This is a genomic window from Paenibacillus sp. 05T425, assembly GCF_056396205.1.
In genome coordinates, this window is record NZ_JBFTLA010000006.1 from 597,242 (window position 1) to 610,912 (window position 13,671).

The window sequence follows — 13,671 nt, forward strand, 5'->3', positions numbered from 1 at the left end:
GATTGAAATGAAAAAGGCTGCCTTATAGTCACTAAGACTAAGGCAGCCTGTTATTATATATTGCCGATTCCAGCACCGTTGTTAGAGCTTATACTACCTTAAGCCTTATGCGCGATGCAAGCGGCTATACGCACCGCCGACGCTAAGCAGCTCTTCGTGCTTGCCTTGCTCTGCTACGCCTTGGTCGGCTATAACGACTATACGGTCGGCGTTCTTGATCGTTGCCAGACGATGCGCGATAATAAGCGTCGTCCGTCCGTTCGATAATTCCGATAGCGCCAGCTGGATCGCCGCTTCCGTCTCCGTATCGAGCGCCGAGGTCGCTTCGTCCAAGATGAGAATGGAAGGATTTTTGAGGAACATCCGGGCAATGGATAGACGCTGCTTCTGCCCGCCGGACAACTTAACCCCCCGCTCCCCGATAATCGTATCCATCCCGCTTGGCTGGGAGGCGATCAGCTCCTCGAGCTGAGCACGGCGGGCAGCTTCCCATAATTCCGCTTCGGATGCGCCCAATCTGCCGTACGCGATATTATCTCTAATCGTACCATCGAACAGGAATACATCCTGCTGTACAATGCCGATATGCGAGCGCAGAGACTCCAGCGTCATCTTTCGAATATCGATGCCGTCAATCGTAATTGCTCCGCCCGTCACCTCGTAGAACCTTGGCAGCAGACTGCATAACGTCGTCTTGCCGGCTCCCGAAGGACCGACCAAGGCGATCGTCTCGCCGGCGCGCACCGACAGATCGATGCCTTTCAGTACGTCCGGCCGCTCCTCATAGCCGAAGCTGACGCCTTTGAATGCGATATCGCCCTTCACTTTGCTCACCGCTACGGCATCCGGCGCATCGGCGATGTCCGGCTCCGTCTCGAGCAGTTCTAAGTATCGCTTAAAACCGGCAATCCCTTTCGGGAACGATTCAATGAACGAATTGATTTGTCTAATCGGCTGAAGGAACATGTTCGACAGCATGACAAAGGCGATGAACTGGCCGTAAGACATACGGTCCTCCATCACATACCATGCGCCGACGACAATTACGAATAAAGAAATAAGCTTCATCAAAATAAAGCTTATCGAAGAATTCCATGCCATAATCCGATAAGTGAGCAGCTTATTAAGACGGAAGTTTTCGTTTTGCACCGCAAAACGTTTAATTTCGTGATTTTCGTTCGAGAATGCTTGAACGACGCGAATTCCGCTTACGTTGTTTTCCACCTGCGCATTATAATCGGCAATATTCGCGAACAGACTATCGAATGCGCGCGACATTTTGCGGCTGAAATATAAGGACAAGTAAACTATGAGCGGAATGATGATGAAGGTCAACACGGCAAGCTGCCAGTTGATGCTTAGCATAATTCCGAACGTGCCCATAAGGGTCATGACGGCGATAAACATATCCTCTGGACCATGATGGGCGATTTCCCCGATATCCATCAGATCGTTGGTCATGCGGGAGACAAGATGACCGGTTTTATTGTTATCAAAAAATCCGAAGCTGAGCTTCTGGATTCGGTCGAACAGCTTCTTGCGCATATCCGATTCGATGTTGATACCGAGCTTATGGCCCCAATATGTAACTACAAAGTGCATTAGCGCACTGATAACATATACGCCCAGCAGACCCAAGCATGCATAGACGATGGTGTCCCACTTGCCGCTTGGCAGCAAATCGTCAATAACCCGATTGAGCGCTAACGGAAATACAAGCTCAAGCAGCGCAGCCAATATGGCACAAGAAAAGTCCAAAATAAATAAACCTTTGTAAGGACGATAATACTCAAAAAAACGACGAAGCATTTGTAAATTCCTTCCTCTCGTTAACCCTTTTTTTCGATAATGATTATCATACTCAATACTATAACGGTATTTGGACGATAAGCCAATGGACAATTTCAAACTATTCTTTGGACAAATTTCCGCGCTAATCATCTATATGGCTAACAAAAATAAAAGGCGCTCTTCCGAATCTCTCTCTACGACCGCCGTTTGACGGATCTAAAGAGGTCTCGGCTGCGCCAAAATCGTACTTCGTTCAATGCAATTGCTTGCGATCAACCTTGCCCAGCGGAGTATAGGCAATTCTATCAACAAATACGATCTCTCTTGGCATCTGGTATCTCGCGACTCTCGGTCGCAGCCATTCGATAAGCGTCTCCGCGTTAAGCTCGGTGCCTGCCTTAAGCTGAACGACCGCCTTCAACCGCTGGCCGAATTGCTCGTCCGGAACGCCAACGACGGCGGCATATTCGATGAAAGGATGCTGGAACAGAATATGCTCAAGCTCGCTCGGGTACACATTTTCGCCAGCCGAAACKATCATATCATCCGCTCTTCCTTTCAGAAAGAAGTAACCTTTCTCATCCCGATAGCCCATATCGCCCGTCTTGATCCAAGTAGACCCGCTTTTTACGCAAAACTGTCCAATCACGCCAGCCGCTGCTTCATGCATGCTCCCATCCAGCACTTTCAATCCCACGCCTTCGATGAGCTTGCCGATCGTGCCTGATGCCGCATCCAAATCTTGCGGCGACGCGATGATACATAGTCCCGCTTCCGATGTGCCGTACAGATTGTACAGCACCTCTCCCAGCTTCGCAGACACCTCTTCCGCCAGTCTCGGATTGAGCTCCGCCCCTCCTGACGCGATACAGGCAAGCGACTTCAAATCTCCTCCGGAATTGCTTGCTCGGAGCATTTTATCGATCATCAGCGGAACGACCGTTATCACTTCTGCCTGATGCTCCCGTACGAGACGGCAAGCATGTTCAGCCTGGAAGATACTCGTAACGACCGACTTCTTCCCAAGTGCGACGAACAGCAGCAATATAGCAATGCCATATCCGTGGTAAATCGGAGTAGCGATATAGACCGTCTTGTACTGCAAGAGCCGCAGCCTCTCCAGCATCGACGAGAAAGGCGGCAAGTAATGGAACAACGAGGGCTTGTGGGCGACCTCCTTCGCTCTTCCCGTCGTGCCGCCCGTGAGCAGCATAAGCTTGCTGTTCGAGTTGCGTTGCCCTCTAGAACTCCTCGAAAGAGGACCGTGAATCATATTGCTAATGGCGGGTAATTTTTCGTGATAGCTTAAAACACTTGCCCCATTATAGGTGGATTGCCTTATGAACGCTGTTAATTCCTCATCATAGATAAGGAAATCGAACGCATGGGCATCCAGCAGTTGCGCGAACTGATCCGAGCTCATCTCGGCGTTCATCAAATAAATATCCGTACCTGTCATGGATAACGCAAAAATCGATTTCACTAGCGAAGCATGGTTGCGGCAAAGCAAACCTGCCTTCGAGCGGTTGCCTAGTCCGTATTGCTCGCGTAGCTGCACGGCCAGGCACTCTGCTTGATCCAACAGCTGCTGATAGGTTAACGTCTCATGATCGTCTGATAGCGCGACACGATGACGATGCGAGCCGGCAGCAAGCTTCAACAATGCCATCAGGTTGATCCCATACCTGCAAATAACGAATAGCAATCGGTACACGCCGACGGGTGTTAGCAGCTTCATTCGGTATAATACCGACAGTAATGTCAGCATTGGCAGCATCATCTCTCCTTTCCGCAAAGCCGTCTTTCCGCGAATCGTTCAAGCGTTCCTCTGAATAGAACCGAAGCAAGCTGACCAAGCGGCAACCACCAAGGCATCCAGCTTCGGCGCCTCGTATATAATGATTTTGCAATAATGTCCGCAACATGATCCGGACTCATCGCAGGCACGGAGCGATAGGCTGCCGTTGGCTCGATCATTGGCGTCCGTACGAGCGGCAAGTAAATAGACGTTGTTGCGATGCCTGATACGCGCAGCTCAGGTGAAGCTGATCGCAGCCATATATCGAAAGCCGATTTGGATGCTTGATAGGCAGCCCATTTCGGGAGAGGAACGATTGATGTATTAATCGTCGATATATTGATGATATGTCCCTGAGCACGTCTCAGCAGCGAAATGAGCGACAACAGAAGCTCTACTGGGGCAACATAGTTAATCGCCATCGTTCTCGTAAAATCATGTTTTCGATCCAATGAATCCATTATGGAGCGATTAATCGATAAACCTGCATTGCTTACAACGATATCAAGTCCGTCTGGCAATCGATGAATGAATGACAGCAGCCCTTCCCGTTCGTCCGCGTCACGAAGATCAGCGCCATAGATGCTCACCCGTGCAGACAGCTTCTCCATCTCCTGTTTCATAACGAGCAGTTTATCCTCTCGCCTAGCTACAAGGATCAGATGCACGGGCAATTCGGCCAGCCTATATGCCAGTCGTTCCCCAATGCCGGAGCTGGCGCCGGTAATCAGAATCGTCTTCTTGCGAAGAGCAGCGGTCAATCTGCTCCTATTTAGCCGCACCCCAGAGGAAAACAACAGCTTCTCCAGTAATCGGTAGTTGTACATCGTCACCATCCTTTCATACGCGTGCTGCGGCTTCCAAACTTATGAATGTAATTGTATCTCCTCTGCCAATACCTGTAAATGAAATCAGAAGACTTATGAAATCCATTATTTACAAACCAGAGATAAAATCATATACTGTATTTAGTTAAGCACTTAACTATGTGGAGGCAACAAAAGAATGGATGATCTCGAACAATTTATTCATGATCTGCCCTTGCGCAACCGAGTATTTTTCGCGCTTGTAGAGGCAACTGCCAGCTTAGTAGACGTATCGGAGCAATATTGGCAATCCAAAGGGCTGAATGGAGCACGAATTCGTCTTCTCGTCGAGATCATGAAGGAGGGCGGCACGATTCTCCCCTCAACGCTTGCCCGCAAGATCGGCGTAACCAAATCGAACATTAGCTTGTTGCTCAGTCCGCTCGAGAGCGACGGCTTAATTAGCCGCAAGCCTCATCCCAGCGACGGACGCATGTCGGTTATTTCCATTACAGCTGAAGGCCAAAGCGTATTGCTGCAGCATCTGCCTGACAATCGGCAACTTATCTCCAATAAGATGCAACAGTTATCTGAAGAGGAGCTTCATCAACTGCTCGCGTTGCTCCATAAGTTGCACCAAGCGTAATGTCGTTTGCTCGCCCATTTAGTTAAGCCATTAACTATCTCCCACAAGAAAGGATAATTCGATATGAAAATCGCTATAACAGGAGCGAATGGCCAATTAGGAATGATCATTATGGAGCAGCTGCTCACGCGCCTCCCCGCCGAGCAAATGATCGCTTGCGTTCGAGAGCCGGGTACGATGAAACGGTTTGAGCAGTTAGGAGTTACGGTTAAGCGGTGCGATTACGACCAGCCAGATACGCTGCCGCAGGCATTCGAAGGTGCTACGTATGTACTCCTTATTTCCAGCTCCCATAGTGACGATCTTGTTCGTATTCGTCAGCATTCGCATGTCATCGAGGCGGCTAAGAGAGCGGGCATCAGCCATTTGATGTACACGAGCTTCGCTTATCCGGAAGCGTCCACCGCCTCCCTTGCTCATATGCATAGAGCGACGGAGCAAACGATTCTGGCAGCAGGAATGACGTATACCTTTTTTCGCAATGCCTTCTACGTTGATTTCGTTAACGTGTTAGACTTGAACACAGCTATAACAAGCCGTGAACTTGTGATTGCCCCGGGGAATTGGCATTTCAATGCCGTTAGCCGTTTCGATCTGGGAAGGGCGATCGCTTCTGTCCTATCCGAGCCCGAGCTTCATAGCAATAGAGTCTACGAGTTAACTGTACCGACCGCTTGGCAGTTCAACGATCTAGCTAATGCTCTATCCGAGCTGACGGGAACAACCATAACCGTACGAGAGGACGCGGCTGTCCAGCATTGGATCTACGGACTTCTTCGCAAGCTGGACACCTCGTCAACCTCGGATGCGATGGAGCGGCTGATTGGCTCACCGGTTACTTCTCTGCTAGAAACCATTAAACCTTTCATTCATCCCAAACCATAATTATTCCGACTTCCCATTAGCCATCTCGTCGGCTAACGCGATGAGCTTATTCATTGTTTTCCAATTGCGAGTCGTTGGAAGTACGCCGAGCTTCTCCACTTGAGCGGCCAGCTTGGAGTTGCGAATGCTCTGCTTGAACAATAAGTAGACGTCTTTGCCCGCGATTACGAATTGCTCTTCGTCCGTCTCGAATGTATGCAGTCTTTCGACACGCTCCGGCTCCGGCTCGCTAAGCAGCATCGTCACATATAAGCTCTCGCCTTCTCCAGCCTCCGCTTCAGCCATGAGCTCATCCGAGAACGGAAGGCCCGCAACGATAGCTCTCAACTCATCAGCCGTTCGAATAATCGTCTTGATCGAGAACCCGAATACCTTCTGAATCTGCTGCTCAATCCGATCACGCAATACACCTTCGTCTTCTACCGATTCGAACAAAATATTGCCGCTCTGGATATACGTCTGCACATTCGCTAAACCAAGGTCGGCAAGTGCAGCTCTCAGGTCCGCCATCTTCATTTTGTTATTGCCTCCGACATTGATCCCGCGCAGTAACGCAACATGTATCGTCATTTGTTTGATGTTCTCCCTTTCTTTCTATTTCGTGGTCACTTTGGCATACAAGGCGAAGAACAACATCACCTCACCTACAAGCAGGTAGCTAGGCAATACCGTGATGAAGCTTATGACAATAAATACGGCGAGAACGCCGAGCAATAAAGCAAGATGAGAAGTCCCGAGTCTCTGATCACTATGTCTATACTTATGGAATACAAGCGTTGTTGAGAAAAAGTAAAGCAGCACCGAACCGAACAGGAACGTGACCATGTAGACGTAATCCAGCTGATCTAGAAATAATAGACGAATGGACGCCGCCAGCATACATAGTGATATGAAAATAAGCAAATGGCCGTAAATAATAATTTGTCCCGTTGTATTTATATTTTTGTTCACCTTCAGCTCGACATTATCAAAGTATTGCCACCATACCGCGATAGCAAGCAGGAAGGTGAGTACAGCGAATAGAACGGATTCCCAAGTCCACTCGCTGGACTGCAAGACAGCAAGTATACTGACCAATATTTCCCCAAGCAGAATAAGCGTGAACAAGGCGAAGCGCTCCAGCAAATGATGGGTATTGATTGACGTCTTAACCAAATATCGTCTGCCCATAAGCGGCAGAGCCATATCGATGACTATTCCTGCATAAAGGACAGCATATCGTACCCATGAATCGAAGAACAACGAGAGGGAGGAGATGATTAGACCGATCCAGAAACGGCTGCCCAAATATCGTGCCGTATCCTTGCGATGATCGCTCTCCCGCTTGCTGACCGCTAAATATTGAATAGCCGTCATCGCTCTAAGTCCAGCATAACCGATTAGGAAGGTCAAGTAATATTCGTCGAACTCAACGGATAAACTCGCCGTCATAATCAGCGAGAAGAACAACTGCAGAATAAGAAACACACGATGGGATACGCTATCCTCCCCGTACCGGTTAACGAACAGCGATTGACCTACCCAAGCCCACCAGACGGGCACAATAATAAGAACAAACTTCAGCAAATATTGAATGGGAATCGTGTCATGCTCGACATGCAGAAGCACATGACCAGCCTTCGACACTGCTGCCACAAAGAGCAGATCATAAAATAATTCAAGCCAGGTTACTTTTTTGGCAAAATGGGCCATGGACAAATATCATTTCCTTTCCAATGTCGTACTTCTCTTATTGCTATCGTCAAATCTGCTAATCAATAAATCATAATGATGAATCATTTCATTCGAAGGACGAATGCCGAGCTCTCGGCTAAGCAGCCTTGCAAAATCCGTATAAAGGACCGTCAACCCTTTCTTATCCCCTGTCATCTCCCGAATCGTCATCAGCATGCGAATAACCGAATCATCTAGCGGATTACGCTCGTTTAGCTTGAGCAATAGCTTCGAGGCTACCGACGAATCCCCTATGGAGATAAGCAACTCAGCGAGCTGCTTAACGAATGAAGCATACAAATCCTCGTAACGCTCCGTTTCATAAATGGCCCATATATACGCCTTGTCGCCGAATAACCTGCCCGCATAAAGCCGCTCAACCTGCAGCGCCCGCTCCATATCACGCACTTCGTTTGGCCGAATCTCTTCGACTCGCCTTGCGAACTCTATATAATCGATTATGGAATCCTTTAATTCCAGCGCGTATCCGTCATTCTCCGACCGCACAACATCGCGCAGGCCTATCGTCTCCAGCGACTTACGAAGCTGATAAACAGTCGTATTCAGATAGCTCTCCGCATTCGAAACGACCATACCGCCGAATATATCCTCGACGAGCCTGGAACGCGGAATTCGCCGTCCATGATGGATAAGCAAGTAGGCGAACAGCTCCGCGCACTTGCGCGAGATCCACTTCACCCTTCCTCGTTCATTGCTGACGGAAACATCGCCAAGCACCGTTACCCTTGTCTTGTCCGACTGCTCAGTTCCCGGCTCGACCTCTCGCGAAGGACTCGCCTGCCTGCGGTTCGCAAGGATACGGTTCACTGTCCGCCCAAGCCGTTCTTGAGAAACCGGCTTTACGAGGTAATCAACGACGGCAAGCTCATAGGCTCTAAGCGCATAATCCTTATGCGACGTGACGAATACAATCTGTAATTCAGCATTCGCAGCTTCCATGCTGACTGCGAACTCCATTCCGCTCTCTCCCGGTATCGAGATATCGACGAATGCCAGCTCAATATTCCCGCTGTCGCGTATGAAGGAAGCGGCGGACTTCGTATCCGTAAACGCGCCTGCAACTTCAATCCCCGGCAGCTTCGCTAACATTTTACGCAAAATAAGATGCATTGCGGGTTCGTCGTCAACCAGTATAACTTTCATACAACTCCGCCTCCCTTCCTTCGCTATCGAACGCCTCGCGACCGCCAAGAGAACCTGGCAGCGTGAACGAGAATGTCGTCCCCTTGCCTGCTTCGGTGCTGAACCATAGGCTGCCTCCGTTAATACGAACGAATTCCCGAGTCAGCACGAGACCGAATCGCATCGCACCGCGTTCGTCTTCTTGATCTAGAGGACCGAGGAGGGGCTCCTCCATAAGCAGCAATTCAGTCGTCTTCTTATCCATGCCGACACCGTTATCGCGTACAGATACAACGACAAGCTCCCCTTCCAATACGGCTTCCAGCTCAATAAATTCGCCCACTCCTGTATATTTGATCGCATTCGAGAGCAGGTTCCGCAGAATAAGATCCAACATCTCTTTGTCCGCTCGTACGGTGAGCCGCTCATCGATCCGTTCTGTCATACGGATTTGCTTCATGCCGGCCTTCGTACTAACCATGGACAGAGCTTGCCTGACAACCTGTTGCAAATTCCAGCCCGATGGCCGGAATACGACCTTCCCTCGCTGGCTGCGATACCAGTCAAGCAGGTTCTCGACGAGGTGAAACGTATTTTGCATTTGCCCTTTCAGCTCGCGGAACAACTCGGCATGCTCCATATCAGCCTCAGTCAGTTCCTCGCCGAGAAGCTCGGTTAAGCTAACGAGAATGGCGATCGGATCGCGAATATCATGGGTGACGACGGTAAACAGCTTGTCCTTGAATGCGTTCAGCTCGGACAATTGCCTTGCGTTCTCACGCAGCCTCGCCTCGTTCTCCTTCATCTCCGTAATATCGGTGAACAGCAATATTTTGCCTATCGGGAGCGTGCTTGTATCGTAAATGAACGATAATCTGCAGTCATAGTGACGATTGCGGTTCAACATGAACCGTTGGAAAGAGAAGCGTTCCTCTTCGGACGTTGCTGCAATAACAGACGTCAGAAGCTCCGGACAATCGGACAGAACCTGAACGGCCGGGATCGGCAATTGCTTCGCCAGGCCAAGCTCCGGAAGCACTTCGCCGGCCGCTTTATTGAAGCTGACGATCTGATCCTCATAATCGAGCAGTATCGCGCCATCGCGAATMGTATCGAATACTTTGGCCATTGCTAGCGGCGTCAGACGGAGCAGATTAATGCGATAGATGCCCCATAAGTAAACAACGCCCGACACGGCAAAGCCGAACGGAGTCAGATCGACGTTAATGCCTGTCCAGAAAAACATATTGAATAAGAATGGAGCTGCTGCGCCGATCAGTAGCACGGCGATTTGCTTGCGCACATTCGCCATGGATCGCCAGTACATCGATAGGTACAGCATAATGCCGCAAAGCATGACGGCGTAGTTGTAAGCCGTATGTACTTTGTATCCGAATCCCTTAACCGTCGTGTATAGCGGAATGGAGGTGTCAGAATGCCATATGTATTGCTCGTAGATAAGATGATGCCAATCATTCGTTAGATGCAGGAAAAAGATAACAACGGGAATAATGAAGAGAGCTGACATCATGCTTCTGCCGAGCTTCGCCGCCGTCCCCGTAAATTGGATCGCCTGCAGCAGCCAAAGCGTGGAGACGAAAGGGATACCCAGGTATTCGATCTGGAGCGACAGCTTGAACGTATTCAAATCGCTGCTTAGTAGTTCAAGAACGTAGCCTGACGCATAAAGGACTGCGCCTATCATAATGGCAATCAATGTTTTCGCGCCGGGCAAATGCCGTTTCCGATAGGACAACGAAGCGACGAACAACATGAGAAGTACGGCGAGCACTAGCAAAATAACCATCCCTTGCTTCGTATCCATCGACCAGCCTCCCGCTCTGAATCTCTCACTAAGCTCTAAACGAATTATATATTCAAAAAGCGGCGTCTGCATACAAAATCATTTCAGTAATAGCCGGATCAACTCTGGTTATACTCGACCTAAGCAGGGGGAAAATACTAATCAAAGGTCTATTTTATACCGATACTACTTCCAGTATAGTTCAAATGTACAATAATTCTAGGAGGTTTTATTCGCATGACAGAAGCCGTGTTGCAGCTTCGCAACGTAACCAAATCGATTGGCGGACGCAAGATCGTCGACAATCTGAGTTTCGATATACCCGCAGGTGAAGTATTCGGATTTCTAGGGCCGAACGGTGCCGGTAAAACAACAACGATTCGTATGATTGTAGGCTTGATCTCAATGTCCAAAGGGGAAGCCCTCATAAAGGGAATATCCGTCAGCGAGCACTTCGAGCTGGCCATGACGCATGTCGGGGCAATCGTCGAAAATCCGGAAATGTATAAATTTTTGACCGGATATCAGAACCTCGTTCATTTTGCAAGACGGCACAAAGGAATCACGAAAGAAAGAATCAATGAAGTCGTACAGCTGCTCGGGCTTCAGAACCGCATCCACGAGAAGGTTAAGCGCTACTCGCTCGGCATGAGACAGCGGCTTGGCGTTGCCCAGGCGATTCTGCATCGCCCTTCGCTGCTGATCCTTGACGAGCCGACTAACGGACTTGATCCGGCAGGCATTCGCGAGCTGCGCGATTATTTGCGCAAGCTGACGAGAGAAGAAGGCATCTCCGTCATCGTCTCCTCCCATCTGCTATCCGAGATGGAACTCATGTGCGATAGAGTCGCCATCATCCAAGCGGGCAAGCTCATCGATATACGCTCGCTGCAGGAAGCTCGCGATTCGATCGAATCGAAGATCGTAATCGAGGTCGGCGACCATATTGGCGCGCAGCAGCTGCTTGCTTCAATCTTCGATGCTTCGCGCATTACCGTGAAAGGCAATCTGCTTGAGCTTGCCGCAGATAAAGCAGCGATTCCCGATATTACAAGGCTGCTCGTCAGCTCGGAAATAGATGTGCTTGGCATTCACGCCGTACAGAAGTCGCTGGAAGACCAGTTCCTTGAAATTACCGGAGGTGAGATGGTTGTCTAGTTTGTCTAATCTAATTCGAAATGAAAATATGAAAATTTATCGCCGTCCTCGAACGTGGCTCATGATCGCCTTTCTCATTTTGGCAATAGCGTTGATGAGCGGTATTATGAAATGGGATTCGGGCCAGAATTCCAATGTCAACTGGGAAAATAGCCTGATCGAGCAAAACAACTATTATCAGCAAGAGCTTCAAAATAACAAAGAGCTGTCCGAAGGCGACAAAACCTATTTCACGAATGAAATAAAGCTCAACGAATATTATCTGGAACAGAACATAAATCCTAACGAATTATCGTTATGGACCTATGTGAACAACTCGGCTTCCTTAATTATACTGGCGACGATACTTACGGTCATTATCGCTGCCGACATGATTGCCGCCGAATTCACTTGGGGTACGATTAAGCTTCTGCTTGTCGGTCCGGCATCGCGTTCGAAAATATTGTTAAGCAAATATATCGCAACGCTCGGCTTCGCGCTTCTGCTGCTGATCCTAAGCTTCGCAAGCGCATTTGCGGCCGGCGGCATCCTTGAAGGCTTCGACGGCACCAGCCAATCGAGTATATCCATAACCGAAGCAGGCGTGATCGAAGAAAGCTCCTATTTCGTGCAATCGTTGGAGAAATACGGATTTTCCGTCGTATCGATGCTCATGTACGTCACGATGGCTTTCATGATATCGTCCGCATTCCGCAGTTCTTCGATGGCAATCGCCTTCTCCCTGCTGTTCATGCTGGTCGGCAACATGCTCTCGGCCCTATTGAGCGGTTACGGTTGGGTGAAGTACCTGCTGTTCTCCAACATCGATTTGACGCAATATATGAGCGGCTCTTCGCCGCTGCGACCGGAAATGACGCTATCGTTCTCGATCATCATGCTCGTCGCCTACTATGTCGTGTTCCAGCTTGTCGCTTGGCTGTTGTTCACGAAACGCGACGTAGCCGCTTAACTTAGTTGTATGACAAACGAGAGCCCGCCAGGAAGAAGTCATTCCTAGCGGGCTCTCGTTTGTCACACAAATAGAAAACACTCCTTCTAAATGAAGGAGTGTCGGTTGTTCGACTTAAGTTAAACGTATCGCAAATGCTAGTCTAAGCCATGCTCTTCGCGAATCTTGTATAGACCTTGAATGAGCAATTCCGCAGGATCGCGGTTCATCATCAGATGCGTAAACAAAAGATGGAGCGGAACAGCACAAACATTGTTGCCGTCGATAATGGACGGGAATCCGGCTTCTAGAACCGGACCTTGCTCGGGATGCATATCAAGACCTACATGCACCTTCTCCGGTGCGAATTCCGAGCGAATGGCTTCCATGCAAGCCGGTACGAGCTGATTGTCGATAATGCCTTTGGCTGCTTCCTCAGTAGCCGGAGGGGTTGGAAACGGTTTGCCGCCTTCTTGCTTCATCATTTCGAAGTAGAACGAAGACATCCACTGCGCAGGATCGCCGCCAGACTGGAACTTCGCGACGAGCTCTTGCAGGAAGAAACCGCATACATAACCGTTCTTGGACTCGTCCTTCACTTGAAAGAGGAATACCGGGCCGTATCGTTCTTGATTCACAACTTGACCCTCGACATCGTCGAAGTACATCTTCAATGCCGTAAGTCCGTTATGATAGACTGCCTTGATCAATTCGACCATTCTTTCGTTGGAATCGTTTGCTTGATTCTCGTTGTTGCCATTGACGTCTGCATTTTTCGTCTCATTGTTCATCGTCTGCTTCACCCATTACCATCATAGCATTTTGCCGCTTGGGCAGTCTAGTCCGTCCTCTCATGCCCGAAAATACGCTTTGGCAGAACCTGCAAATCCATGGTATATTCTAGTTGATTTTTCTTCTATGACTTGAGATCGATCCTATGGCCAAAGGTGGAATTGTTATAAAATCAAATGTACATTCAAAGTACAGATGGATCGTTCT

Annotated in this window: 12 protein-coding genes; 4 read left to right on the plus strand and 8 right to left on the minus strand. The window is 49.1% G+C overall.

What is annotated here, in order from left to right; translation table 11 throughout:
* Window positions 1-105: 105 nt before the first annotated feature.
* The 3 genes from AC1DF0_RS16760 to AC1DF0_RS16770 form a co-directional block, all read right to left on the minus strand.
* Window positions 106-1,809 (minus strand): ABC transporter ATP-binding protein, encoded by a 1,704-nt coding sequence (locus AC1DF0_RS16760; protein ID WP_477574690.1) that lies wholly within the window; start codon window positions 1,807-1,809, stop codon window positions 106-108.
* A 235-nt stretch (window positions 1,810-2,044) separates the two neighbouring features.
* Complete coding sequence (locus AC1DF0_RS16765; RefSeq protein WP_477574691.1) at window positions 2,045-3,559, minus strand: AMP-binding protein; 1,515 nt, start codon at window positions 3,557-3,559, stop codon at window positions 2,045-2,047.
* 8 nt (window positions 3,560-3,567) lie between these two features.
* Window positions 3,568-4,416 carry an SDR family NAD(P)-dependent oxidoreductase gene (locus AC1DF0_RS16770; protein WP_477574692.1) on the minus strand — a complete coding sequence of 283 codons (849 nt, stop codon included), beginning with the start codon at window positions 4,414-4,416 and terminating at the stop codon, window positions 3,568-3,570.
* Window positions 4,417-4,594: 178 nt separating this feature from the next.
* Here AC1DF0_RS16770 and AC1DF0_RS16775 point away from each other — a divergent pair, with 178 nt between their 5' ends.
* Both AC1DF0_RS16775 and AC1DF0_RS16780 read left to right on the plus strand, forming a co-directional pair.
* Window positions 4,595-5,041 (plus strand): MarR family winged helix-turn-helix transcriptional regulator, encoded by a 447-nt coding sequence (locus AC1DF0_RS16775; protein WP_442051929.1) that lies wholly within the window; start codon window positions 4,595-4,597, stop codon window positions 5,039-5,041.
* A gap of 63 nt (window positions 5,042-5,104) precedes the next feature.
* The gene (locus tag AC1DF0_RS16780; RefSeq protein ID WP_477574693.1) at window positions 5,105-5,926 is read left to right on the plus strand and encodes an NmrA family NAD(P)-binding protein; all 822 of its coding nucleotides are present in this window, start codon (window positions 5,105-5,107) and stop codon (window positions 5,924-5,926) included.
* Here the strand turns inward: AC1DF0_RS16780 and AC1DF0_RS16785 are convergent, their stop codons facing one another.
* From AC1DF0_RS16785 to AC1DF0_RS16800, 4 genes are read right to left on the minus strand one after another with little or no spacing between them, the layout of a single operon-like run.
* The gene (locus AC1DF0_RS16785; protein WP_477574694.1) at window positions 5,927-6,496 is read right to left on the minus strand and encodes a DUF1697 domain-containing protein; all 570 of its coding nucleotides are present in this window, start codon (window positions 6,494-6,496) and stop codon (window positions 5,927-5,929) included.
* 24 nt (window positions 6,497-6,520) lie between these two features.
* Window positions 6,521-7,618, minus strand: a complete 1,098-nt coding sequence (locus AC1DF0_RS16790) for a low temperature requirement protein A (protein ID WP_442051932.1) — start codon at window positions 7,616-7,618, stop codon at window positions 6,521-6,523.
* 9 nt (window positions 7,619-7,627) lie between these two features.
* Window positions 7,628-8,803 carry a response regulator gene (locus AC1DF0_RS16795; RefSeq protein WP_442051933.1) on the minus strand — a complete coding sequence of 392 codons (1,176 nt, stop codon included), beginning with the start codon at window positions 8,801-8,803 and terminating at the stop codon, window positions 7,628-7,630.
* Complete coding sequence (locus AC1DF0_RS16800) at window positions 8,784-10,607, minus strand: sensor histidine kinase (RefSeq protein WP_477574695.1); 1,824 nt, start codon at window positions 10,605-10,607, stop codon at window positions 8,784-8,786. The genes AC1DF0_RS16795 and AC1DF0_RS16800 overlap by 20 nt, the downstream gene beginning before the upstream one ends.
* A 216-nt stretch (window positions 10,608-10,823) precedes the next feature.
* Here AC1DF0_RS16800 and AC1DF0_RS16805 point away from each other — a divergent pair, with 216 nt between their 5' ends.
* Window positions 10,824-11,744 (plus strand): ABC transporter ATP-binding protein, encoded by a 921-nt coding sequence (locus tag AC1DF0_RS16805; RefSeq protein ID WP_477574696.1) that lies wholly within the window; start codon window positions 10,824-10,826, stop codon window positions 11,742-11,744.
* Window positions 11,728-12,693, plus strand: a complete 966-nt coding sequence (locus AC1DF0_RS16810) for an ABC transporter permease (protein ID WP_477574770.1) — start codon at window positions 11,728-11,730, stop codon at window positions 12,691-12,693. The genes AC1DF0_RS16805 and AC1DF0_RS16810 overlap by 17 nt, the downstream gene beginning before the upstream one ends.
* A 137-nt stretch (window positions 12,694-12,830) precedes the next feature.
* Here the strand turns inward: AC1DF0_RS16810 and AC1DF0_RS16815 are convergent, their stop codons facing one another.
* Window positions 12,831-13,463 (minus strand): hypothetical protein, encoded by a 633-nt coding sequence (locus AC1DF0_RS16815; protein ID WP_337099209.1) that lies wholly within the window; start codon window positions 13,461-13,463, stop codon window positions 12,831-12,833.
* Between the last annotated feature and the right edge of the window lie 208 nt (window positions 13,464-13,671).

What these genes read in the sequence shown, in the direction of transcription:
- AC1DF0_RS16815 (WP_337099209.1), bottom strand. Translation starts at nt 13,463, where the DNA reads ATGAACAATGAGACGAAAAATGCAGACGTCAATGGCAACAACGAGAAT.
- AC1DF0_RS16795 (WP_442051933.1), bottom strand. Translation starts at nt 8,803, where the DNA reads ATGAAAGTTATACTGGTTGACGACGAACCCGCAATGCATCTTATTTTG.
- AC1DF0_RS16775 (WP_442051929.1), top strand. Translation starts at nt 4,595, where the DNA reads ATGGATGATCTCGAACAATTTATTCATGATCTGCCCTTGCGCAACCGA.
- AC1DF0_RS16805 (WP_477574696.1), top strand. Translation starts at nt 10,824, where the DNA reads ATGACAGAAGCCGTGTTGCAGCTTCGCAACGTAACCAAATCGATTGGC.
- AC1DF0_RS16780 (WP_477574693.1), top strand. Translation starts at nt 5,105, where the DNA reads ATGAAAATCGCTATAACAGGAGCGAATGGCCAATTAGGAATGATCATT.
- AC1DF0_RS16785 (WP_477574694.1), bottom strand. Translation starts at nt 6,496, where the DNA reads ATGACGATACATGTTGCGTTACTGCGCGGGATCAATGTCGGAGGCAAT.
- AC1DF0_RS16770 (WP_477574692.1), bottom strand. Translation starts at nt 4,416, where the DNA reads ATGTACAACTACCGATTACTGGAGAAGCTGTTGTTTTCCTCTGGGGTG.
- AC1DF0_RS16760 (WP_477574690.1), bottom strand. Translation starts at nt 1,809, where the DNA reads ATGCTTCGTCGTTTTTTTGAGTATTATCGTCCTTACAAAGGTTTATTT.
- AC1DF0_RS16790 (WP_442051932.1), bottom strand. Translation starts at nt 7,618, where the DNA reads ATGGCCCATTTTGCCAAAAAAGTAACCTGGCTTGAATTATTTTATGAT.